Consider the following 24,044-nt stretch of genomic DNA (forward strand, 5'->3'; position numbering starts at 1 on the left):
CGCTTGCTAAATCCACCATTTTATTTAATCTTGTATTTTTATTCTGATCAAAAATTTTTTAAATTACATTCTTATTTTGATTATTTTTTTTAAGTGTTTTGTATTAAAGCTAAAAGTACATAATTTCAAATTTCTTATATGTTTAATTAAAGTATTAAAAATACCCAAGAGACTAATGAAAATCATTAAAAGCAAGATTAACAAGTTTTTATTTAACTCTATAATTAATTTAAATTCTTTGAAAAATTTTATTAGGAAATTGGTTGCGAAGGGGAGATTTGAACTCCCGACCTTCGGGTTATGAGCCCGACGAGCTAACCACTGCTCTACTTCGCGGCATCATATGAAGTGGATGGGGTAAAGGGATTCGAACCCCTGAATGACAGGACCAAAACCTGTTGCCTTACCGCTTGGCGATACCCCAATAAATGAAGTAATTTTTAAATTAAAAGTGGTATTATATATTATTTTTTACATAATGTCAAGAAAAATATTATATAATTTCTTAAAAAATAGAAAAAAGGAGATTGATAGTGGGATATGTTAGTGTAGAACAAGCTATAAAAGAACTTCAAGATGGCAAAATGCTAGTTATGGTAGATGCAGAAGATAGAGAAAATGAAGGGGATTTGATTTTCCCTGCGCAATTTAGCTCACAAGAAAAAGTAAATTTTACCATCACTCACGCAAGAGGTGTGGTGTGTGTAGCATTGAGTGAGAATTTGGCTAAAAAATTTGAACTACCTTTAATGGTACCTAAAAATACATCAAATCACGAAACAGCTTTTACCATCACTGTCGATGCAAAAAATGCAACAACAGGAGTAAGTGCTTATGAAAGGGATATGACTATACAAATTTTTGCTGATGATAATGCAAAGGCAAGTGATTTTGCGCGTCCTGGACATATTAATCCTTTGATAGCAAAAAAAGGTGGGGTTTTAGAAAGAACAGGTCACACCGAGGGAACAGTAGATTTATGTCGTTTGGCAGGATTAAAAGAAGCATGCGTGATATGTGAGATTGTTAAAGATAATGGAGATATGGCTAGAAGAAGCGATTTGCTTGAGTTTTGCAAAAAACACGATATTAATATGATTACTATTTCAGATTTAATCGAGTATCGTTTAAAAAATGAAAGTTTGATTTCTTTAATCAAAGAAGAAGACAGTATTTTAGCGGGTTTTAAAGCTAAAAAAATGACTTTTAAAGATCATAATGAAAACGAACATATAGCTTTTAGTTTTGGTGCTTTGAAAGAATGTGAGAATGTTAAATTTTATCTTAGTGGAAGCGACTTTGAACTTCTAACTTCTAATAAATTTAATGAATTATTAAAACAAATTGAGTTTTTAAGCCAAAAAAGTGGTGTAATCATTTTCATGAAAAATGAAAAACAAGAAAACACACAATATAAAAATTACGGTATAGGAGCACAAATTTTAAGGTATTTGAAAATTTCAAAAATCAAACTTCTAAGTCAAAATACCGATAAAGAATTTATAGGCTTAAAAGGTTTTGGGCTTGATATTACAAGCAGTGATTTTAAAGCTTAAATTCTAAAAATTTAAACTTATCACCAAAGTTAAACATCAAATTTTTACTTTGGTTGATAAAGTTTTTATAAATTTGAGGGTTAGTATTTTTAGCGTGTTCGATAATTTCTTCCAAACCAAAGTCAATTAAGGCTTGATTTTGATTTTTATATTCTAACACCTCAAAGCCCTCTTCTTTTAAAACTTGTAAAAAATGATCAAAATTTACATTATATGTAATATCACTTTTAGCAAAAAAATCTTTTAAATTCTCTTCAAAAAGATTATACACTTGGTGATTTTTATACATTCTAATACTAATTTTTTCTTCTTTTTTTGCATAATCAAAACATGCAAAAGTTAATTTTTCACAAGTTTGTTTTAATTTGGATAAAAAAGGTTTATAAGAGATACAAAGCTCACTATTAGTGATAGCATATTTTTCACATTCTTTTAAAAGATCTTCATTTATAGGCTTAAAAACAATGTTTAAATCATCATCAACATATGCCATTGTTCTATCTTTTATAAGTTCACATGCAAAACAATCAAATAATTCATTAGCATAAAAAAAGGCATTTTTAAAACGACATTCTTCTAAAGAATTATAAATTTTCACGTCTAAATCATACTCATCAAAAAGTTTTTTTTGAACACTTCTTAACTTTTCATGCGGCTCTATAACAAAACATTCAATCTGCTCTAAAACATCAGCTCTAAGAGTGTATAAAGCTTGTATGAAATCAAGCATTAAATGCCCTTCATTTACCCCTATTTCCACAACTTCAACCGGTAAAGTTAATTTTTTATCATCTATAAGTTTTAAAAAATGATTAGCTAAGAGCACTCCAAAAAGATTTCCCACACTAACTGCGGTATAAAAATCTCCGTTTTTGCCAACACTCACAGCTTGGGAGTAATATTTATCAATCCAATTTTGAAAAAACTCACTAAAAACTATCATTATAAAGCATTAAATTTAGCTATAAAATCAAGTGGGTCAACTTGCACACCATTAACTAAAATTCCAAAATGCAAATGTGGCCCTGTAACCCTACCGCTAGCTCCACTCAAACCTATAAGCTCGCCTTTTTTTACCTTTTGTCCTACTTTTACATTTAGTTTTGATAGATGATAATACTGAGAATAAATCCCATATCCATGGTCAATCACCACTGAATTTCCCGCATAGTAACGATTTGAAGCAATCCTTACAATACCATCATTACTTGCATAAATTTTTGTCCCACTTGCTGCTCTAAAATCAGTTCCGCTATGATAACTTTTAAGAGTATCATTAAACAATCTTGCTTTTCCAAAAGCACTTGTAATTTTACTTTCTAAAGGGTATGTAAAATTGCCTTCAAATAAAGCCATATTAGTATAAGTATTATAAACCTTAATAGCTTCTTGATATTCTTTGCTAATGCGATCAAGTGTTTCTTTAGGTGGATTGACCTTAGAAGCACTAACTTTTAAAAATTCTTTTTTATAATTTCCTTCGCTAAATTTTATATTAATTTCCTCTTTGGAATTATCTTTAAATTCAGCTATTAATTTTCTATCTTTGGGGTTTTTATAAGGCATAGCTACACTAACAATAACTTTATTTTTATACTCAAAAAAAGGAAGTTTTTTAGAATTTGAACTAACTTGTAAAAAATTACTTTTATCAAATTCTAAAAAAACTACTTGCCCTTTTACAAGCTCAATCTCTCTAGCTTCTAATGCAAACACCAAAAAACAAAGCAAAAAAAGAATTTTTCTCATATACTAAGCTCTTTAATATCAGCTATTTTTAAAAACTCACGATAAATTGCACATACTAAAGCTTGACGATTGTTTTTAATATTTTCATCTTTGTCATTAATCATTACTTTATCAAAAAAAGCATCAATTTGCAGTTTGAGCGCAAAAAGGCTTTCTAAAAGCTCTTGGGTATTATTTTCTTTTGTTTTACACTGCATAAAAGCTTGATATAAATCTTTTTCTTCTTGAGTGTTAAACAAATTTTCATTAACTTGAGCTTCACTCAATACTGCAATATTTGCTAAACGCTTAAAAGTAGCAAAATTTTGACTAAAATCTGCCTTATTTGCGCTTTGAATCAAAGCTTTCATACAAGAATCAATATAAATAACATCATAAGTTTTAGAGCTAAGCACAGCTTTAACAAAAGAAGCATTTACTTCATAAAAAGTATATAAACGCTCTAAGATAAAATCTAATAAAATTTTCAAATCAAAGCCTTTATACTCACTAGCTATTGCTTCTAAAAATATCTTAAGATCAAAATTTTTATTTAAAGCTAAAATAATTTTTAAAACACCATTTGCTGCTCTTCTTAAAGCGTAAGGATCTTTTGTGCCGCTTGGGATTTTCCCCATTGAAAAAAGCCCCATAAGTGTATCAAATTTATAAGCTAAAGCTACAATAGAACTAAATTCATTACTTGGCATAGCTGAATTATCGCCATTTGGAAGGTATTGTTCTTTAATCGCCAAAGCAAGCTCATCGCTCATACCCATAGCCTTAGCATAATAAGATCCCATAATGCCTTGAAGATCAGTAAATTCATACACCATTTGAGTACTTAGATCAGCTTTTGAGTATTCTATGGCTTTTAAAATTTCATCTTTTTGAGTATTAGCAAAAACCTCACAAAGCTTAGTAGCAATTTTTTGTTCTCTAATAATTTTATCTTTTAAGGTTCCAAGTCCTTCAAGATAGATCATTTGGCTTATTTTATCATTATTTAAACCCTGCGCTAAGTCATTTTTCCAAAAAAACATCGCATCACTTAATCTTGCTCTTAAAACTCTTTCATTGCCATTAATGATTTTAGAATAATCCTCACAAACCGCATTAGAAACTACAATAAAATGATTGCTTAAAGTATTGTTTTTAAATACTGCAAAATAGCGTTGGTTTTCTCTCATGGAAGTGATGATTACCTCACTTGGGATTTCTAAATACTCTTTTTCAAAATGCCCTAATAATGCCTTTGGATACTCTGTAATAGCTACAACCTCAGCTAAAAGCTCATCATCTTCTGCAATAGTAATATCATTTTCTTTTTCAAGCATCTTTAACTGTTCAACGATAAGCTTTTTTCTTTGTTCTTGATCTAAAATAATATAATTTTGCTCTAAAGTTTTAAAATACTCATCAATATTCGCAAAAGCTATCAAATCATAACTAACACTTCTATGTACAAAAGTACTTTTTGCACTTTTAACACCATAGCTTTCAAACTCAATCAACTCATCATTTAAAATACAACAAAGCGAGCGAATAGCTCTAATAAATTCAAAACTACCATCGCCCCATCTCATAGTTTTACCAAAGCTCAAGCTTTTTAAGAAAGCTTCAATCATTTGAGCTAAAACTGCTTTACTTTGTAAGCCTTGCACTTGTTTTTGACAATACAAGACTTCTTTGCCTTTAATTTCTTTAAATTCAAGCTCTTCTTCTTTTAAACCACTTTTTTCTAAAAAACTAAGCCCTGCTTGAGTAAGCTTTCCATCTTTATAAGCTATCGCCCTAGGTGCACCTATAAATTCCACAAAAGAATCATCTTGTTTTTCTTTAAAATTTTCATGAATAAAAACCAATCTTCTAGGAGTATAGAAAAATTTAAATTCAGATTCTAAATGATACTCTTGTAAAATCTTTTCCCATTTTTTAGTAATATTTGGAAGCTCTTTTAATAAAGGAATAGCAGGAAGTTCTTCTGTGCCTATTTCTATTAACAATTTCATTTTACACTCTTTTTTAAAAATTTTTAGTGTATTTTACCTATTTTTTTTAAAATCTTTCTTTGTTTTTAGTTTTTCTTCTCTTTGTTTGGCTTTTTCTTGCATTTGGCGGTTAAAGCCAAACACAAGAAAAACCATAAAAACTATAAACAAAGCAATAATAATATAATCTATCATTAGTCCCAACACTCTGCATTTTTAATACCAAGCTTTGAAGCGCTAAACACTGGATCTCTGCCTTGTCTTTTTTGCTCACTAAAGTCTTTTAATACCTTTTTCACTATACCACCAAGCAATAAAATAGAAATGATATTAATCGTAGCCATAAACGCCATAGTGGTATCAGCTAAATCCCATGCAAATTTTAAATCCATATTTGCACCAATAAAGATCATAAGCACAGCACTTGCTTTAAAAAGATTAATAATAATAGGATTTTGAGTAAGGTATTTAATATTCGCTTGAGCATAATAATAATTTCCTATCAAAGAAGTAATAGCAAATAAAACTATACTAACAGTAGTAAAATGTACACCTAAATTTCCATAATATTCTTTCATAGATTCTTGCACCAAAGGTAGTGCTGTTAAAATAGGCTTACCATCTACGCCGATATTATTTGCATAAGCAAGTGAAAATAACACTAAAAATCCTGAACTTGTACAAATAATCACATCAATTAATACAGAAAATGCTTGAATAACTCCTTGTTTTGCAGGGTGAGTTGTAAGAGCTGAAGCTGCTGCATTTGGCGCTGAACCCATGCCTGCTTCATTAGAAAATAATCCTCTTTTTATACCTATAACCAAAGCAGAACCTGCAAATCCACCAAAAATAGCTTCAAAATCAAAAGCACTTTTAAAAATCATAGAAAACACTTCAGGAATTTTATCAAAATTCATAAACATTGCTATGATAGATAAACCAACATAAATCATCGCCATAATAGGAACTATAACTGAGCTTACTTTACCTATTTTAGTATGATCACCAAAAAACATATAAGCAGCAAAAACAGCTAAAATTGCTCCTATTACAATAGGCCACCAACTTTGAGCAAAACTCACTTCGCTAGCATCAACCATGCCTTTATAGTAAAACTCAAATGCTGAAGTCATAGTTTGACTTTGAAGACCATTAAATCCATAAGCATAAGTAATGATTAAAATCACCGCAAAAACAGCTCCAAGCCATTTTAAATTTAAAGCTTTACTAATATAATAAGCAGGGCCACCTTTAAAACTTTTACCATCACGGCTTTTATAAACTTGCGCTAAAGTACTTTCTGCAAAAGCTGAGGCGCCACCAAAAAACGCCATAGCCCACATCCAAAATAAAGCACCTGGTCCACCCAAAACAACTGCTACTGCGATACCTGCGATATTTCCTATACCAACTCTTGAAGCTGTTGAAATCATCAAAGCTTGAAAAGGAGTAATATGGTGTTTTTCATGCTTTTCTTGCTTTTCTGTTAAGATATCAAACACATAAGGAAGCATTCGAAATTGCACAAAACCAGTCAAATAACTATAATAAAACCCCGTGACAATAAGTAAAATTACTAAAATAGAATAATACTGATTATTCACAAAGGCAACAAATTGGGATATTAAATCCATATTTATCTCCTTTTTTTATAAATTTTCAAATACAAATTTATCATAAAAAAATGAATTTGTTATAAAAAAATATAATTTTAGGTTAATTTTATTTTATTTTTTATAGCTATGTGAAATTTTAACTCAAAATATTAACAACAACATCACATAAAACACCTTTAAGTAAAAAGAAAACTTAATTTTTATACACTTAGATTTTTAAAAATTTATCAAGGTGTGCAAGTTGAAACAAAATACGATGAAACTTTTTGTATTTTTTGCCATTATTATTTTTTGGGCTTATTTCTCATTTCCTATTGAAATTTTACAAGTCAAAGATCAAAATGGTTTAGCCACAGGTGAATATGCTTATACCATAGAAGCTAAAGCTTATGTTCATAGTTATTTCACAACACTTGGTTTAACAGTGGGTGGAATTTTAATAGGCATTGCGCTTGGTTTTTTCCTAGCATTTTTAAGATTTTTAGAAATCCAAAGTTTAAATTTTATTATAGATGAATACATAGACATCATACGCGGAACCCCTTTGCTTTTACAACTTTTGATTTTTTCAGTAGTGATTTTTGCTACTTGGAGTGATAATTTTTATGTGGCTATTATCGCACTTGGACTTAATAGCTCTGCTTATGTAGCTGAAATCGTAAGAAGTGGAATTCAAAGCGTAGACAAAGGACAAATGGAAGCAGCAAGAGCAATGGGACTTAATTATTCTGCTTCTATGAGACTAATCATCTTCCCACAGGCAATTAAAAACATTTTACCTTCTTTAATGAATGAATTTATTTCTTTATTTAAAGAAACTTCAATAGTAGGTTATATTAGTGTTATGGATATTACCATGCAAAGTAAAAGCTTACAAGCAATCTATTATAATCCTAAACCTATTATTTTTACAGGACTTGTATATTATATAAGTGTTAAAATTTTAACACTTATCGCAAGAATTATAGAAGTGAGATTAAATAAACATGATTAAAATAGAAAATTTAATTAAAAAATACGGAGATTTAGAAGTCTTAAAAGATATTAGTGTTGAAGTACATAAAGGTGATATTATTGCTATTATAGGGCCTAGTGGAGGTGGAAAAAGTACTTTTTTGCGCTGTTTAAATAAACTTGAAACACCAGATAGTGGTAATATTTATATTAATAATGTTAATATACTTGATAAAAAAGCAGATATCAATAAAATTCGTCAAAAAGTAAGCATGGTATTTCAGCATTTTAATCTTTTTAATAATAAAAATGTTTTAGAAAATTTATGTCTAGCGCCAGTACAAACAAAAATCATGAGTAAAGACGAAGCAGTAAAAAAAGCACGAGAATTACTCAAGAAAGTTGGCTTAAGTGATAAAGAAAGCTATTTTCCTCACAAGCTCTCAGGCGGACAAAAACAGCGTATTGCCATAGCAAGGTCATTAATGATGAATCCTGATGTGATTTTATTTGATGAGCCAACTTCAGCTTTAGATCCTGAAATGATAGGTGAAGTTTTAAACATCATGAAAGAAGTAGCTAAAGAAGGTCTAACCATGCTTGTAGTTACACATGAAATGGGATTTGCAAGAAATGTAGCTAATCGAATTTTCTTTATGGATAAAGGCATTATAGCAGTAGATGAATGTCCTAAAATAGCTTTTGAAAACCCAAAAAATGAAAGATTGAAAGAATTTTTAAATCAAGTTTTAAATCATTAAAATTTTTCAAAAGAGGCAAAATTTTGCCTCAAAGCCTCATAACTCACTATACCTACACTTGTAGCTAAATTTAAACTTCTACCACGATCTTTCATCGGTATAGTAATGGCATTTTCCCATTTTTTTTGCATTAAATCCATAGGTAAGCCAAAACTTTCACTTCCAAAAAACAAAAAATCACCTTTTTGATAATTTACGTCAAAATAAGCTTGAGTAGTTTTAGTTGTCGCAAAGAAAAATCTATCTTGAAATTTTTCATATTCTTTTAAAAAATCTTCTAAATTATTCCATAATAAAGGATTTAATTTTTTCCAATAATCAAGCCCCGCTCTTTTAACTGCCTTTTCATCGATACTAAAAAGTGGATTGATAATATGTAAAGTAAATCCCGCATTAAAACACATTCTGCCTATACTTCCTGTATTTTGTGGTATACGAGGCTCAACCAAGACTATATGAAACATCTTTTTCCTTAAAGTGGTGTCCCCAGCAAGGTTTGAACTTGCGGCCTCAGAATTAGGAATTCTGCGCTCTATCCAGCTGAGCTATGAGGACAAATATTTTTTATTATTTTAAGAAAAAATTTATTTTATAGAGCTTAAATTTTAAGCTCTATAAAAAAACATTTTGGATTTTCATCAAAACCTAAAATTCCATTATGTGCATCAATAATTTGTTTTGACAAAGAAAGTCCTAGACCATTACCTTTTAACTTAGTTGTTTTAAAAGCTTCAAAAACCATTTTTTTATCTTTGATACTTACCCCGTTATCATAAACTTTGATAAAGATTTTATCTTCTTTTTGCTCACATTTAACTTTTATACAACCATCATCATTTTCACTTTCTTCAATAGCATCTATGGCATTATAAAGCAAATTTTGCAAAACCAAAGCAAGCAAAGATTTATCTGCGTTGATTTTTAAATCTAAAAATTCAAATGTAAAATCAATATTAGCTAGATAATTATAAGCTCCAATAGCTTGTTCGCATTCATCTTGCAATTCTTTTAAATTAAATTCATTTAAATTAACATGCACTCCTTTTGTAAAAAGCAAAGTAGAATTTACAATACGCTCCACCCTAGAAATAGCTTTTTGAATTTCTAATACTATATGCTTATTTTTTAACTCACTTCTTTCAAACAAAGCAGAACTTAACAAAGAAATAGAACCGATAGGATTGCGTATTTCATGTGCTAGGTGTGCTGCTACTGTACCCATACTGGCTAATCTTTCATTCCTTTTTTCATCGCTAATATCAGTGGCGCTAACTATAAGTTTATCCGCATGAGAGGTGACTTTTATTAAATAAAATTTATGATCAAACTCAAGCTCATAATGAGTTTTTTCAAGATCAATTTTTTCTAAAAGTTTTGGTTGTTGATTAGCTAAGTTATTTTGAAGTGTTATCTTTTTATTAGTATCTAAAACCCACAAAGCCATTGGTAAAACTTCTATAATATCACTTACCATTTGTCTTAACGCAGTGTAGTTTTCATTAAGTTGCTTATATTCATTTTCTATAACATAGGTTTGCTCTATTAAGGCTTTTAGCCCTTGTTGTAAATTTTCTTTTTCACTAGAATCTAAACTTTTTAAAATATTCTCATCCACACTTAATCCTTAATTAAAAATTGAAAATCTTCTAAAGTATATAAAAGCAAATTACGCTCCTTATTTAGAATAAGCTCTTTACTAAAGCCACTCTTTGAAAAAAGCACATATAAATTAGGTTGAATTTGCAACTGTTTTGCTTTGTTTTTTAAGGTATTTAAAATATTTTTACATATTTTTCTTTCTTTAAATTTAACCTCACCTAAAACACAAAAATTTTCTTTTTTATAATAAAGATCTATCTCGCAATAATAATTCCAAAAACTATACACCTGCTCTACCTTAAGCTTTTTAGCTAAAAATTCTTTACACAAAAGCTCAAAAGTAAAGCTTTGATATTTTTCTAAATTTTCTTGGATTACCTCCATTAGCTCGTTGTATCTTTTCATCGTAATTAAGTTTAAATTAGGATATATAAAATAAAAGAAAAATCTCAATCCTTGATTTTTAAAAACAACCTTATCTTGAATGCTATATGAGCGTAATTCTTTTTTAATCTTTTGTCTTTTATTTTTCACAATAGGCTTTTCTTGACTTTTTTCCAAAGTCAAAATATTTTTTTCTAAAAGTTTATTAACAAGTCCTAGAGCTTGAAAATGCGGAATAGATTTATTGATAGAATAGCGTTTTCTATCATTTTTACTTAAAACGCTCAAAGCCTTCAAAGCATTATCATCTAAATTTAAATAAGATAAAATATCAAAAGCTTTTAAAATAAAAACATTTAAAATATTATCATATAAACTTAATTTCAAATCAAATTCAAACTCATCAAAAATACTATAAAAATCAAAAATATTTTTAAGCTCCAAAGTTTCACAGCGTTTTGAAAAATCACTAAAATTTATAACCACATCCTTATTTTAAATATTTTGTATGATATAATTTTAACAAATTTTTGGGGGATTTTTTTGAATATTGAAACATTAAAACAAGATATTATTTTAAAAAAAGGCATATATTATTTTGATTTTACAGCTAGCGCTTTAGCATTAAAAAGTATAGAAAAAGAAATAAAAAAAATTCTTACAACTTATGCAAATACACATTCAGATAGCTCTTTAAATTCTTTCATCACACAGCAACATTATGAAAATGCAAGAACAAATTTAAAAAAATACCTTGAATTAGATAATAGCTTTGCTCTTATAGCTTGCGGGAGTGGATCTTCAGCTGCTATTAAAAAATTTCAAGAACTTTTAGGTCTATATATACCCCCGCTTATTAAAGAAAAATACTTTAAAAATACAGATAAAAGCACCTTACCTTTAGTTATAGTAGGACCTTATGAACATCACTCTAACGAACTTTCATTCAGAGAAGCTTTGTGTGAATGCGTTCGCATACCCTTAGATAAAAATGGTGAGCTAGATTATGCTTTTTTGGAAAAATTGTTAAAAAAATCCAAAAACAGACAAATCATAGCAAGCTTTAACGCTGCTTCAAATGTCACAGGAATTTTAAGTGATTATAAAAAAATCTACACTCTAATCAAACAATATGATGGCGTAGTCGCCTTTGATATTTCCACCTTAGCTCCTTATGCTAACTTAAATCCTAAATTTTACGATGCAGTGTTTATCAGTTCTCATAAATTACTTGGTGGTGTAGGATCTTGTGGCTTACTTGCTATTAAAAAAAATCTATGTGGTAATACTCCTAGCTTTGCTGCAGGTGGAACCGTAGGCTATGTTTCAAGAACTTCTCAGCAATACTTATGCGAGGTTGAAAATTTAGAAGAAGGTGGCACACCTGGAATTATTCAACTTATTAGAGCAAGTTTAGCTTTTAAAGTACGCAATGAAATAGGTTTAAAAAATATAGAAAAAAAAGAAAAAGAGCTTTGTGGGTATTTTTTAAAACAATGCACAAATTTTCCAAAAATGATCTTATATGCAAAAAATATCACTCATAGATTGCCTATTTTTGCTTTTAACATAGAAGGAATTTCTCCTTTTGATTTAGCTTACAAACTAAGCAAAACTTATAAGATAGAAACAAGAGCAGGCTGTGCTTGCGCAGGACCCTATGGGCATGATTTACTAAAATTAAAAGATAATCAAGAATTAAATTTTAAACCAGGTTGGCTAAGAGTGGGTTTTCATTATACACACACAAAAGAAGATATAGAGTATTTTTTTAAAGCCTTGAAAGCAAGTATCAAGGCTTTAAGTTGATTATTGTAAATCGTATTTTTCTACGATTTTTTGGTAAGTACCATCAGCTTTAACTTTTTCTAAACCTGCATTAATTTTTTGAACAAGCTCAGTTTGTTTTCCTTTATCAAAAGCTATACAAAACCCTGAACTTCCATCATTTTCTTCTAAAAATGCTTCTAACTCTTCATTAGTTTTTAAATAACCTTTACCGATATCTTTATCTGTTAAAACTGCATCAACTTTACCAGCTTTTAAAGCCAAAATTGCAGCTAACATTTCTTCGCTAGCCACCACTTGAGCATTTGGAATAGCCTTAGCAGCGCTTTCTTGGATGGTTCCAAGTTGAACACCTATTTTTTTACCTTCCAAACTTTGTTTATCACTAATACTAGAATCTGTTTTTAGTTTTAAATATAAATTTTTAGTATTAAAATAAGTATCACTAAAATCCATACTAGTAAGTCTTTGCGGTGTTGAACTCATAGCAGAAGCTATCATATCAATCTTTCCAGCTTTTAAAGCAGGGATCAAACCATCAAAACTCATGTTTACCCACTCAAGTTTTAAATTTTCTCTTTTTGCAATCTCTTCTAGTAAATCAACATCAAATCCGGTAATTTTTGCATCTTTAACAAAATCAAAAGGAGGATAATTTGCAGCTATACCTACTTTATAAACTTTTTCACTAGAAGCACTAGCTTGATTTTTATCGCTTGAGCAAGCACCTAAAGCTAATATACCAAATAACGCTAAAACAACATATAATATTTTTTTCATTTTTAATCCTTTAAATTATATTTAACTAAAAATTTTTCTAAAGTGCCATCTTTTTTCATTTCTTCTAAGTGTTGATTAACTTTAGAAATTAAATCCTTAAATTCATTTTTTCTAAATGCTATACCAAAACCTTCACTTCCATCATCTTCTTCATAAAAAGCAGTTACGTTAGAATACTGTTTTAAAAAATTCATAGCACTTGCTTTATCAGTTACCACAGCATCAATTTTTTGAGCATCTAAGTTTAAAAAACAATTTAGCATACTTTCATTAGCTACTACAACTGCATTTGAGATTTGCTTTGCAGCATTTTCTTGGATAGAACCGAGTAAAACACAAATATTTTTTGATTTTAAATCCTCTTTTTTTGAAAAATTGCTAATTTTATGTTTTAAATATACATTTTTATCTTTAAAATAAGAAATACTAAAATCAACATTTTGTGCTCTTTGAGGAGTAATTCCCATAGAAGAAATAATAAGATCGATTTTCTTACCCATTAAGGCTGGAATAAGAGCATCATAACTCATATTAATAAATTCTATTTTAAAATTAGCTCTTTTTGCTAATTCCTGGATAATATCTACATCAAAACCACTGAGTTTTCCATCTTGCATAAATTCATACGGTGGATAACTTGCTTCTATGCCTACCTTTAAAATCTTATCTTGATTTTCGACTTGTTTTGAACAAGCACTTAAAATCAAAACACCAAATAATATTAAAACAACACATAATATTTTTTTCATTTTATCTCCTAAAGATTAAATTAATAAAAGTTACAATGTGTTTAAACGCCTGTATTTTTTCATTAGCACTCCTTTGTTTTAGTAAATTGTCTAAAATTATAGCAAAAAAATATTTTTTTAATATTTTAATTTCCATAGTTTAATTTTTATTTCATTTCTTTAAAAATAAATTATAATTGTTTTTTTAAAAAACAAAGGAGTGCTTTAACCACATAAAGACGATTTACAGCTTCTTCAAAAATAACTTTAGAATGCTTCTCAAAAATTTCTTCACTAACTTCAAAACCTTTGTATGCAGGTAAACAATGAAGCAAAATAGCGTCTTTATTTGCATATTTCATCGCTTTATTATCAATCATAAAACCATCAAAGTCTTTTATTTTATTTTCTTTTTCAACTTCTTCGCCCATTGAAACCCATGTATCAGTCACAACAACATCTTTGTCTTTCAAAGCTTCAAATTTATTATGAAATAATGAAATTTTTGCACCTGAAATTTCTGATTTTTTTGTAACAAAATTCCAAACTTGTGTGTTTATACTATAATTTTTTGGTATGGCTATACTAATTTCATAACCTAAAATCGCAGAAGCTATCAACCAAGAATTACATACATTATTACTATCTCCTATAAAAGCAATTTTTAAATTGTTATCTTTTTCCTTACCTTGTTCTTTAATAGTTAATAAATCTCCTAAAATCTGCGTTGGATGATAAAGGTCACTTAAACCATTAATAACATGAGCTTTAGAATATCTTGCAAATTCTACTAAACTATCATGATTTTTTACTCTCATCATTATAAAATCCACCATAGAACCAATAACCCTAGCTGTATCTTTAATAGATTCACCTCTACCAAGTTGCAAATCATTACTATTTAAACATATGGCTTTCCCACCAAGTTCTGTAATTGCAAGTTCAAAAGCCATTCTTGTACGCGTAGAATTTTTTTCAAAAATCATTGCCAAGGTTTTGTCTTGCAATAATTTTTTTGGATTTTTTTTCAAATCAGCAGCATGATTAATAATATTTAAAATATTTTCTTTAGTAAAATCCATCAATGTTAAAAAGTGTTTCATTTACATATCCTTATTTTTAATTTATCGACAAAAAATAATATAATATAGTTTTATTTATAAAATATTAATAATATTGTATATTATATAAAAACTTTAACAAATAAATACAAATTTATATTTTTACCTTTTTACTAATCATTAAAACATAGCCTATTCCAAGACAAATAGACCACATTGAACTACCTCCATAGCTTAAAAGCGGCACAGCAACACCTTTTAATGGAGTCAAGGAAATAATTCCAAAAGCATTCATAAAAAATGAAAATAATAAAAGCAAAGCTACACCCGAACAAAACAAAAAATGAACTTTATTTTCACAACGCCCTGCTATTCTAAAAATTCGAAGTATTACCATCAAATATATAAAACAAATAATACTTAATCCCAATAGTCCTATCTCTTCAGTAATCCCTGATAAGACAAAGTCCGTGTGCACCTCACTTAAAAATCCTAGTTTAAAAGTTCCAAGCCCTAAACCCTCTCCAAAAAATCCACCATGAGCTATAGCATTTAAACTATGTGAAATTTGATAAGGCTCTGAGTTGTGACTTACTCTTAAAACACTTGCTAGCCAATCAGGAAAGAAAGGTAAAAACGCATCTTGGATATTTCCCCACCAAGCAGAAATACGCTGAATTCTTCTTTGATTACTTAAGATTACCAAAACCCCAATCATTCCAACAATAACCACGCCAAAAGCAAAAAGTCTTTTACTAGCTCCTGCAAAAAAAGCTAAAGCAAAAACCAAGAAAAAAGAAATAACGCTTTGCCCTAAATCATTTTGTGTCATATAAATATAACCAATAACAAAAGCAGCTAAAATAAAATAAGGAATTAAAATTAAAACTTCATGTTTGATTGCTTTTTTGCTATCATCAATTCTTCTTGTATAAGACCAAGCAAGGAAATAAATCAAGCCTATTTTAAAAAATTCAACTGGAGAGATAGATAAAGGACCAAGCCTAATCCACCTTTTAGCACCACCTGCTGCAGTAGCAAGAAAAGTAGGTAGAAAAGGTAAAATAAGTATAAATAAAAAAGAGATGAGTAAAACGCTTATCATCAAATAATGCGCCATTTTACTATCAGGATTTAATCTTGAAACAAAATAAATAATAGCTATACCACTAAGCCCAAAAAAAAGCTGTCTGATAAAAAAGTGAAATTCATTATATTCTAAATAAAGAACAGTAAAAGCACTTAAAGAATATGAAAAAAGTATTCCTATAGTTATAAGAATGCAACTTAAAAAAAATAACTTTCTATCAGCAACCAATGTTATTCCCTAAATTTTTATAAAAAATTAATTTTAATAAATTGCAACTTAAAATGATGTTATTTTAGCATCAAGTATTATTTTTATATAAAGATTTTAAGCTCTCATAAGCAAGCTGAATTTTCTCAAATTCTTCACGGCAATAAGCTTGTTCGATCTTACTTTTACCTTGATGGCGATCAGGATGATAAATTTTAACCAAATTAAGATAATTTTGTCTAATAGTAGCAAAATCATCACTAGAATTACATCCTAGTGTTTGAAAATAATTTTCAAAAAGCTTTGCCAGAGCATTAAATTTCCAATTAGTACTAGCTTTGTTTTTCATTTTATTTCTAAATTCTAAAAGCTGAGTTTCATTAATCGTAAAATCAACACAATATTTCAAATGCTCATTTACACTAGCTAAAATTTCTAAAAGATTTAAAGTATTATCATCTTTGTATTCTACTGAAAAAATACAATTTTTTTCATCATACACGCTTTTATGATCTTTAAAATACTGCTCTAAATACACAGCAAATAATTTTTCATTCGAACTTAGTGTGATTAAAATATTCTTTTGCGCAAAGCCTATTTTAGCAAAGATTACAGGCTTTAAAGTATTTGCTTGAGCAAGATTTAATTTAAAGGTTTTATAATGTGCAAAAGCAAGATTATCAATTTGATTTCCAGTGTTTTTTTTATATTTGTGATTAACAAGTTTTAAAAAATATCTTCTTTGAGGAATTTCATTTTCTACAAAAAAAGACAAGGTTTTATTTTTATTACCTATAACTTTGGAAAAATTTTTACGGATAAGATCTTGAAAATATTTAAACATTAAAAAATCATCAGTATTAACACTAACTGATTCTAAAGTTTGCACTACTTGCATAAAATCCTCTCTATAAACCTAACTCCACAAAAATGCTTGCTCATTTAAAGCACTAGTGTGTTTTAAAATTTCATTTGGACTATAATCGGCTTTATATGCTAAAGATTGACACCCTTTTACAAAATATCCCAAATAAATATATTTTAATTTTTTTAATTGTGCAAGTTTAATTTCTGTTAAAAGCGAATATTTACCAAGACTTAGATGGGAAAAATCTGGATCATAAAAACAATATATACTAGAAATTCCATCTTCTAAAATATCAATCAAATCAACACAAACTAACTTATTGTCTATATAAAAATCAAGCTCATATCCAAAAGTACCAGCATTATCTACATAAAGATTGTAATATTTTCTAAAATTTAAATCATAAATTTTCCAATTTCTTTTATCTTTTTGGTAATGGTGATATTTTTCATAAAGCAATAAATGCTCATCACTTAAAGAAGGTTTTTGTAAGATTATTTTAGTGGCTGTATTTTTTTTCAAAACCCTGCGATAACTTTTGCTAAAATGAAAATTTTCTACTAAAATACGTAAATTTTGACACTCATTGCAATCATTACATATTGGTCTTGAAAAATACGAACCAAAGCGACGCCAACCTCTTGAAACTAGTTCTTGATTTTGTGTTTTTGTGATAAAAGATATATAATTATACTCATTTCTACAGTATCTATTTTCAAGATAAGGACATTCTTCTTCTAAAGTACAAAAACCAATAATATTATTCATTAGATCTTTTTAATATCACTATTTTTTACAAATTCCATAAATTCATTAGCCAAACGCTCTTCTTTTAAAAACATATCTTCAAATTCTTGCTCTTGTTTTTTATTTTCATTTTGTTTAGCTAAATCTTTTTGTATAGCATCTAAGTCAGTATTTTTCATACTAACTCCACTTTTACTCGCTTTAACCTTTTCTTTTTTTACTTGACCTTGTTCTTTTTGAAGTGCTTTTTTTATATCTTTTAATTCATCTAAAAAACTCATGATTGTCTACTTTCTTTTATCTTTTGTAAAGTCGCAGCTATAGCAGCAATTACTTCTTCTTTGTTTTCTTGGTGTCTATCTTCTGTTTTTTCTAAAAGCTCTTCCATATGTGTTTCTATAAAAGAAGTATCAAAATACCCTCTTCTAAATTCTCTTATTTTGGTAATTGCAATCAAAAATGGCACGGTTGTTCTAATATCATCAATCACAAATTCTTTCAAAGCTCTCTCAAGTCTATTAACCGCACTATCATAACTTGAACCTTTAACGATTAATTTTGCAAGCAAAGAATCATAATAAGGTGGCACGGTATAGTCTTTATATAAATGACTATCCACTCTTACAGATGGCCCTAAAGCTGGAAAATATTCTGTGATTTTACCCGGACTTGGAATGAAATTTTTCCATACATTTTCTGCTGTAATTCTAGCTTCTATCGCAAAACCTCTTGGCTTTATATCACTTTGTTCAAGATCTAAAATTTCCCCATTTGCTATACGAATTTGTCTTGTGATAAGATCAATTCCTGTGATTTCTTCTGTGATTGGGTGTTCTACTTGAATTCTTGTATTCATTTCCATAAAATAAAATCTATTATAATCATCAAGTAAAAACTCAACCGTCCCAACATTGGTATAACCCACAGCTTTTGCAGCAGCTACTGCGGTAACTCCTATGGTTTTTCTTAGTTTTTCTGAGATACTTGGACAAGGTGCAATTTCAATAATTTTTTGATGTCTTCTTTGTATTGAACAATCTCTTTCACAAAGATGAATGATATTACCATAATTATCTGCTAAAATTTGAAACTCAATATGCCTTGGATTAATAACATATTTTTCCATAAAAACTTCATCATTTTTAAAAAAGCTTAATGCCTCTCTCTTACAAGCTTCAAAAGATTTTTCTAAATCTTCTTCTTTATGTACTACGCGTATACCTCTACCACCACCGCCACCACTGGCTTTTAAAATCACCGGATAACCTATTTTTAAAGCTTGAAGTTTTATCTCTTCTAATGTACAATGATTTAATTTTTCAGTACCTGGAACCACAGGAATTCCATTTTTTTTCATTAAATATCTTGCTATATTTTTATTTCCCATTTTACGGATAACATCTGATTTTGGCCCTATAAAGACAATCCCTGCTTCTTCGCATTCTTTAGCAAACTCATAATTTTCACTTAAAAAGCCATATCCAGGATGTATAGCATCGGCTCCACAAGCTTTAGCAATTTCAACTATTCTTTTGCCATCTAAATACCCTCTTATGGCATCAGTTCCTATTCTATATGCTTCATCAGCAACTTTTACATGCAAACACTCATGATCAGGTTCAGTATAAACAGCAACGCTTTTTATATGTAAATCTCTACAAGCACGGATTACCCTTACTGCAATCTCACCTCTATTAGCTATTAAAATCTTATGTATCATTACTTTGCCTTAAGCTAAAATATTATTCAAAGAAGATTAGCATAAAAATATAAAAATTCTATAAAATTACTTGTTTTTGCTAATTTTAAGATTTTTTTGATAAAATTACTCTTTTATTTTGCGCCCATAGCTCAGCTGGATAGAGCATTTGATTGCGGTTCAAAAGGTCAGAGGTTCGAATCCTCTTGGGCGTACCACTTTATTTACATTCTTTGTCTATAAAATTCCTTTCTAAAATTTTCAAATTCATCTTTGATAATAGCTTCACGCATTTGCTTTACCAAATTTAGATAATAATGCAAATTGTGAATACTTGCAAGTCTAAAAAAGGTTAATTCTTTAGCTTTAAATAAATGATTTAAATAAGCCCTTGAAAAGTTTTTACATGTATAGCAAGAACATTTGCTGTCTATAGGAGCATGATCAGTAATAAATTCTGCTTTTTTGATATTAAATTTTCCAAAGCTAGTAAATAAAGTTCCATTTCTTGCATTTCTTGTTGGCATCACACAATCAAACATATCAACACCTCTTGCTACATTTTCTACCAAATCTTCAGGTGTGCCAACTCCCATTAAATATCTAGGACGATTATTATCTACATAAGGCATCATAGCTTCAACCGTATTGTACATAGCCTCATTTTCTTCTCCTACGCTCAATCCACCTATAGCAAGTCCATCAAAATCCATCTCACAAAGTGCTTGAGAACAAATTTTTCTAGCTTCAAAATCCGTTCCACCTTGGATAATACCAAAGATATTTTGCCCTATTCCCACACCCTGACTTTGTTTTAATTTATGATAATCAATAGCTTCTTTTGCCCATTTTATAGTACGTTTTAAAGAAAGCTCTATCCTTTCTTTACTTGCAGGCAAAGCCACTAAATCATCTAAAATCATCATAATGTCTGAGTTAAAATCATACTGAGCATCTAAAACGCTTTGCGGGGTAAAATAATGCAAACTTCCATCAATATGACTTTTAAATTGAATTCCTTTTTCATCAGGTTTGGAATTTTTACTTAAAGAAAAAGCTTGAAAGCCTCCACTATCTGTTAAAAAAGATCTATTAAATTTACTAAAACCATGCAAGCCACCCATTTGTTTAATCACCTTAGATCCTGGTCTTAAATACAAATGATAAGTATTTGCTAAAATGATTTTTGCGTTTAAAATCTCACTCATATCAACAGCATCTAAGCTTTTAATCGCAGCCAAAGTTCCAACTGGCATAAAGATGGGAGTTAAAATTTCACTATGTGTAGTTTTTATACGACAAGCTCTAGCATTTGCACTTTTATATTGAACTTCAAATTCCATTGATTTTCCTATATTTTTTGCATAATCATACCAAAGACTTGCTTATAAGTTTTTTGAAAGAAAGCCTGTTTTTAACAGGCTTAAGATTTTAGTAGTTTTTTACAAATTCAACGATTTTTTCACAACCTTCAATGATATCTTTTTCATTAGTTGCATAAGAAAGTCTAAAATACCCTTCCATACCAAAACCTATGCCTGGTACTAAAGCTACTTTTTGCTCTTCTAATAATCTTTTACAAAATCTCATAGAATCACTATCAACTTCCTTACAAGAGATAAATAAATAAAAAGCTCCTTGTGGAATTTGTTCTAATTTTAACTTATCGCTTTTAGCTAAAATTTCACACGCTAATTCTCTACGCTTTAAAAAGGCTTGTCTCATCATTTCAATATCACGATCTGCTTTTCCAAGCAAGGCTGGTAAAGCTGCATGCTGAATGATTGAGCAGATATTTGAAGTGCTTTGTCCTTGTAATTTTTTAACAGCATTATTAAACTCACTCATTTTGCTTGCCATGTATCCAAAACGCCATCCTGGCATAGCACCACATTTACTAAGACCGTTAATACTTACAGTTCTATTTAAAGCATCTTCACTAACTTGCGCAAAAGCACAAAATTCTCCATCATAAACTAATTTTTCATAAATCTCATCACTCAAAACTACGATTTTAGTTCCCTCTAAAACCTTAGCTAAAGCAGTAATTTCTTCTTTAGAATATATAGCACCCGTAGGATTTGATGGGGAATTAAACATCAAAACCTTTGTTTTTGGAGTAATAGCTTGTTTTAATTGCTCAGGAGTAATTTTAAAGCCATTTTTTGCTTCACCTTCTATAAATACAGGAGTTGCGCCTGCAAATTTCACCATTTCAGGGTAACTTACCCAATAAGGACTTGGTATAATAACCTCATCACCTTCTTCAACTAAACACTCAATTGCCATAAACAAAGAATGTTTAGCACCAACATTGGTAATGATTTCACTTGCTTTATATTCTAAATTATTATCATTTTTAAATTTATATTGTATAGCTTCTATAACTTCTTTTATACCCACAACAGGTGTATAAGCTCCACAACCTTTTTCAATAGCTTCAATTGCTGCTTTTTTAATGATTTCTGGAGTATCAAAATCAGGCTCACCTGCTGAAAAACTAATAACTTTTTCACCATTTGCTTTTAAAGTTTTGGCTATATCAGTCATTACTAAAGTTAAGGATTCTCCTAAATTTTGAGATCTTTGACTTAGCATTTTTTATCCTTTATTTTTTTGCTTTGATTTTTATTTGTGTTAATTGTTACAACTTGGAGCTTAAAAAAATCTACGAATAAAATTAAGAGTGTATATTTTTATAAATTTGTGTAGAAACTATACATTTTCTACACATAAAAATTTTATATTGTTTCTTTGAGTAATTATTCTAAAGCTTCTATATCGCTTTCATTATGATGGATAAAACGCTCATCTTTTTCTATAGTTTCAACCAAACGCCCTACTCTTTCCCATCTAACTTTTTTATTTTCATCCCATGAAAAATAAATAAACCAAGGTTGACCAACTATGTATTTATAATCTACACTCCCCCAAAATCTACTATCACTAGAGTGATCACGATTATCACCCATCATAAAATACTCATTTTCAGGTACTTTATAATAATAAGCATTAAAACCATAAATATTATTAGCACCTAATTCATCAAAAGAAACGGGCTTCATAGCAAATTGACCTAAATTTAAATAGCGAAAAAACACACTTTCTATATCCACTCTAGAATCATAATGTATTCCTTTTTCTACAAAAGGTTCTTTTACAAAAAGTCTTCCGCCTATGATTTTTGTTTTATTAGGATAATAATCTTTCATATACTCATCACCCTCAACCATACGCACATATAAGGTTTTATTTGCAAAAACAACCTCATCTCCGCCCTTAGCCACACATCTTTTTACATAATGAATTTTTGGCTCATGTGGATATCTAAATACTACAATATCTCCTCTTTTAGGACCCTCAGCACTTACTAAATGCCCATTTTTATTAAAATCAGGTAAAACAGGTACTTCTATCCAAGGAATATGCGGAGTTGGAATACCATAGGAGAATTTTTTTACAAATAAAAAATCCCCCACTAATAAAGTATTTTTCATAGAACCACTTGGTATGGTAAAAGCTTGTATAAAGAAAAATATAATCAATAAAACAACTATTAAAGTTCCTGTCCAAGATTGTGTGAATTTATAGATTTTTTTGAAAAAATTCATTTTTTAATCCTATTTTTAGCTGATTTTATAGTATTTTCTAAAAGCATTGCTATAGTCATAGGCCCTACCCCGCCTGGTACAGGAGTAATATAACTAGCTTTTTTGCTTACATTTTCAAAATCAACATCACCTACTATTTTTCCATCAACCCTATTAATCCCTACATCAACTACTATCACATCCTCTTTAACCATATCTTCTTTTAAAAGATTTGGACAACCTGCCGCTACAATGATAATATCAGCATTTTTTGTATAAGCTTTTAAATCTTTTGTATAAATATGACAAATACTCACACTAGCATTAGCATTTAATAAAAGCGTAGCCATAGGACGACCTACTATATTAGAAGCTCCTATTACAACCACATCAGCACCTTGTAATTTTATATCATAATGCTCTAAAATTTTCATAACACCCAAAGGCGTACATGGCAAAAAACCACCTTTTAAATTTAAATTTAAATTCCCGACATTAAAAGGATGAAAACCATCTACATCTTTATTAAAATTAATACTTTCTAGGATGATATCTTTATTAATATGTGCTGGTAATGGAAGCTGAACTAAAATTCCATCAACACTATCATCATGATTTAAAGTATTAATCAAAGCCAAAAGTTCATTTTGAGTTGTGTTTACATCAAGCCTATAAACCAAAGACTTAATCCCACATTGCTCACAAGCCTTTGCTTTAGAGCCCACATAAGTAGCACTAGCAGGATCTTCACCTACTAAAATCACGGCCAAACAAGGCTCTATACTTTGGGTTTTAAGTTCTAATACTTCTTGTTTTAGATTATTTTTTATCTCATCACTTAGCTTTTTACCATCTAAAAGTGTCATTTCTTTCCTTAAATTTATAGCTTTCTTT

At 29.2% G+C, this 24,044-nt stretch carries 24 protein-coding genes and 4 tRNA genes; 5 read left to right on the top strand and 23 right to left on the bottom strand.

Translation table 11 applies throughout. The features are described from left to right. Positions 1 to 260: 260 nt before the first annotated feature. Together L8X24_RS05485 and L8X24_RS05490 are read right to left on the bottom strand one after the other, a co-directional pair. Positions 261 to 336 (bottom strand) — tRNA-Met (locus tag L8X24_RS05485). A 13-nt stretch (positions 337 to 349) separates the two neighbouring features. After that, positions 350 to 424, bottom strand: a tRNA-Gln gene (locus L8X24_RS05490). 109 nt (positions 425 to 533) lie between these two features. Here L8X24_RS05490 and L8X24_RS05495 point away from each other — a divergent pair. Continuing rightward, on the top strand, positions 534 to 1,556 hold the full coding sequence (locus tag L8X24_RS05495; RefSeq protein ID WP_263663945.1) for a bifunctional 3,4-dihydroxy-2-butanone 4-phosphate synthase/GTP cyclohydrolase II: 1,023 nt from the start codon (positions 534 to 536) through the stop codon (positions 1,554 to 1,556). On the opposite strand, the gene L8X24_RS05500 is transcribed toward L8X24_RS05495, so the two are convergent. The 5 genes from L8X24_RS05500 to L8X24_RS05520 are packed head-to-tail and all read right to left on the bottom strand — an operon-like array spanning position 1,546 to position 6,912. After that, positions 1,546 to 2,496, bottom strand: coding sequence for an SAM-dependent methyltransferase (locus L8X24_RS05500; RefSeq protein ID WP_318529562.1), 951 nt, complete (start codon positions 2,494 to 2,496; stop codon positions 1,546 to 1,548). The two genes, L8X24_RS05495 and L8X24_RS05500, sit on opposite strands and share 11 nt — an antisense overlap. A 2-nt stretch (positions 2,497 to 2,498) precedes the next feature. Continuing rightward, the gene (locus tag L8X24_RS05505; protein WP_263663947.1) at positions 2,499 to 3,305 is read right to left on the bottom strand and encodes a M23 family metallopeptidase; all 807 of its coding nucleotides are present in this window, start codon (positions 3,303 to 3,305) and stop codon (positions 2,499 to 2,501) included. Beyond that, a complete protein-coding gene (gene glyS / locus L8X24_RS05510; RefSeq protein ID WP_263663948.1) occupies positions 3,302 to 5,296 on the bottom strand; it encodes a glycine--tRNA ligase subunit beta in 1,995 nt (664 codons plus the stop codon). The genes L8X24_RS05505 and glyS overlap by 4 nt, the downstream gene beginning before the upstream one ends. 33 nt (positions 5,297 to 5,329) lie before the next feature. Beyond that, a complete protein-coding gene (locus tag L8X24_RS05515) occupies positions 5,330 to 5,470 on the bottom strand; it encodes a hypothetical protein (RefSeq protein ID WP_263663949.1) in 141 nt (46 codons plus the stop codon). Then, positions 5,470 to 6,912, bottom strand: coding sequence for an alanine/glycine:cation symporter family protein (locus tag L8X24_RS05520; RefSeq protein ID WP_214100050.1), 1,443 nt, complete (start codon positions 6,910 to 6,912; stop codon positions 5,470 to 5,472). The genes L8X24_RS05515 and L8X24_RS05520 overlap by 1 nt, the downstream gene beginning before the upstream one ends. 223 nt (positions 6,913 to 7,135) lie before the next feature. Here L8X24_RS05520 and L8X24_RS05525 point away from each other — a divergent pair, with 223 nt between their 5' ends. Beyond that, a complete protein-coding gene (locus L8X24_RS05525) occupies positions 7,136 to 7,888 on the top strand; it encodes an amino acid ABC transporter permease (protein WP_263663950.1) in 753 nt (250 codons plus the stop codon). Further along, positions 7,881 to 8,609, top strand: a complete 729-nt coding sequence (locus tag L8X24_RS05530; RefSeq protein WP_047208169.1) for an amino acid ABC transporter ATP-binding protein — start codon at positions 7,881 to 7,883, stop codon at positions 8,607 to 8,609. The genes L8X24_RS05525 and L8X24_RS05530 overlap by 8 nt, the downstream gene beginning before the upstream one ends. On the opposite strand, the gene L8X24_RS05535 is transcribed toward L8X24_RS05530, so the two are convergent. From L8X24_RS05535 to L8X24_RS05550, 4 genes are all read right to left on the bottom strand, one after another. Next, positions 8,606 to 9,073, bottom strand: a complete 468-nt coding sequence (locus L8X24_RS05535; RefSeq protein WP_263663951.1) for a tRNA (cytidine(34)-2'-O)-methyltransferase — start codon at positions 9,071 to 9,073, stop codon at positions 8,606 to 8,608. The genes L8X24_RS05530 and L8X24_RS05535 overlap by 4 nt on opposite strands. A 14-nt stretch (positions 9,074 to 9,087) precedes the next feature. Next, positions 9,088 to 9,164, bottom strand: a tRNA-Arg gene (locus L8X24_RS05540). 43 nt (positions 9,165 to 9,207) lie between these two features. Then, entirely contained in the window at positions 9,208 to 10,224 is a 1,017-nt protein-coding gene (locus tag L8X24_RS05545) for a sensor histidine kinase (protein WP_263663952.1), read from the bottom strand. 2 nt (positions 10,225 to 10,226) lie between these two features. After that, a complete protein-coding gene (locus tag L8X24_RS05550) occupies positions 10,227 to 11,078 on the bottom strand; it encodes a DUF234 domain-containing protein (protein WP_263663953.1) in 852 nt (283 codons plus the stop codon). Between the two features lie 57 nt (positions 11,079 to 11,135). Between L8X24_RS05550 and L8X24_RS05555 the strand changes: the two genes are divergently transcribed. Beyond that, a complete protein-coding gene (locus tag L8X24_RS05555) occupies positions 11,136 to 12,401 on the top strand; it encodes an aminotransferase class V-fold PLP-dependent enzyme (RefSeq protein ID WP_263663954.1) in 1,266 nt (421 codons plus the stop codon). Here the strand turns inward: L8X24_RS05555 and L8X24_RS05560 are convergent, their stop codons facing one another. The 8 genes from L8X24_RS05560 to L8X24_RS05595 all read right to left on the bottom strand — a co-directional run bounded on the left by L8X24_RS05560 (position 12,402) and on the right by L8X24_RS05595 (position 19,581). After that, a complete protein-coding gene (locus tag L8X24_RS05560; protein WP_263663955.1) occupies positions 12,402 to 13,160 on the bottom strand; it encodes a basic amino acid ABC transporter substrate-binding protein in 759 nt (252 codons plus the stop codon). It abuts the gene before it with no gap. Positions 13,161 to 13,162: 2 nt separating this feature from the next. Further along, complete coding sequence (locus L8X24_RS05565; protein ID WP_263663956.1) at positions 13,163 to 13,909, bottom strand: transporter substrate-binding domain-containing protein; 747 nt, start codon at positions 13,907 to 13,909, stop codon at positions 13,163 to 13,165. Between the two features lie 170 nt (positions 13,910 to 14,079). Next, positions 14,080 to 14,991: an ornithine carbamoyltransferase gene (argF, locus tag L8X24_RS05570; protein ID WP_263663957.1), complete on the bottom strand. Its 912-nt coding sequence runs from the start codon at positions 14,989 to 14,991 to the stop codon at positions 14,080 to 14,082. 112 nt (positions 14,992 to 15,103) lie between these two features. Beyond that, entirely contained in the window at positions 15,104 to 16,267 is a 1,164-nt protein-coding gene (gene ftsW / locus L8X24_RS05575; protein ID WP_257397039.1) for a putative lipid II flippase FtsW, read from the bottom strand. 70 nt (positions 16,268 to 16,337) lie between these two features. Continuing rightward, positions 16,338 to 17,144 carry an adenylosuccinate lyase gene (locus L8X24_RS05580; RefSeq protein WP_039617961.1) on the bottom strand — a complete coding sequence of 269 codons (807 nt, stop codon included), beginning with the start codon at positions 17,142 to 17,144 and terminating at the stop codon, positions 16,338 to 16,340. An 18-nt stretch (positions 17,145 to 17,162) separates the two neighbouring features. Next, on the bottom strand, positions 17,163 to 17,882 hold the full coding sequence (locus tag L8X24_RS05585; RefSeq protein WP_263663958.1) for an arginyltransferase: 720 nt from the start codon (positions 17,880 to 17,882) through the stop codon (positions 17,163 to 17,165). Continuing rightward, on the bottom strand, positions 17,882 to 18,142 hold the full coding sequence (locus tag L8X24_RS05590; protein WP_263663959.1) for a hypothetical protein: 261 nt from the start codon (positions 18,140 to 18,142) through the stop codon (positions 17,882 to 17,884). The genes L8X24_RS05585 and L8X24_RS05590 overlap by 1 nt, the downstream gene beginning before the upstream one ends. Next, positions 18,139 to 19,581, bottom strand: a complete 1,443-nt coding sequence (locus tag L8X24_RS05595) for an acetyl-CoA carboxylase subunit A (protein ID WP_263663960.1) — start codon at positions 19,579 to 19,581, stop codon at positions 18,139 to 18,141. Before L8X24_RS05595 ends, L8X24_RS05590 begins: the two co-directional genes overlap by 4 nt. A gap of 120 nt (positions 19,582 to 19,701) precedes the next feature. Here L8X24_RS05595 and L8X24_RS05600 point away from each other — a divergent pair. Continuing rightward, positions 19,702 to 19,778 (top strand) — tRNA-Arg (locus tag L8X24_RS05600). Between the two features lie 6 nt (positions 19,779 to 19,784). Here L8X24_RS05600 and tgt read toward each other — a convergent pair. The 4 genes from tgt to folD all read right to left on the bottom strand — a co-directional run bounded on the left by tgt (position 19,785) and on the right by folD (position 24,016). Next, entirely contained in the window at positions 19,785 to 20,903 is a 1,119-nt protein-coding gene (gene tgt / locus L8X24_RS05605; protein ID WP_263663962.1) for a tRNA guanosine(34) transglycosylase Tgt, read from the bottom strand. A gap of 88 nt (positions 20,904 to 20,991) precedes the next feature. After that, on the bottom strand, positions 20,992 to 22,158 hold the full coding sequence (locus L8X24_RS05610) for a pyridoxal phosphate-dependent aminotransferase (protein ID WP_263663964.1): 1,167 nt from the start codon (positions 22,156 to 22,158) through the stop codon (positions 20,992 to 20,994). A 164-nt stretch (positions 22,159 to 22,322) separates the two neighbouring features. Beyond that, complete coding sequence (gene lepB / locus L8X24_RS05615; RefSeq protein WP_263663966.1) at positions 22,323 to 23,171, bottom strand: signal peptidase I; 849 nt, start codon at positions 23,169 to 23,171, stop codon at positions 22,323 to 22,325. Next, on the bottom strand, positions 23,168 to 24,016 hold the full coding sequence (gene folD, locus L8X24_RS05620; protein ID WP_263663968.1) for a bifunctional methylenetetrahydrofolate dehydrogenase/methenyltetrahydrofolate cyclohydrolase FolD: 849 nt from the start codon (positions 24,014 to 24,016) through the stop codon (positions 23,168 to 23,170). The genes lepB and folD overlap by 4 nt, the downstream gene beginning before the upstream one ends. Positions 24,017 to 24,044: the final 28 nt, after the last annotated feature.

The sequence above is a fragment of the Campylobacter sp. CNRCH_2015_0814 genome (genome assembly GCF_025772765.1).
Taxonomy (GTDB): Bacteria; Campylobacterota; Campylobacteria; order Campylobacterales; family Campylobacteraceae; genus Campylobacter_D.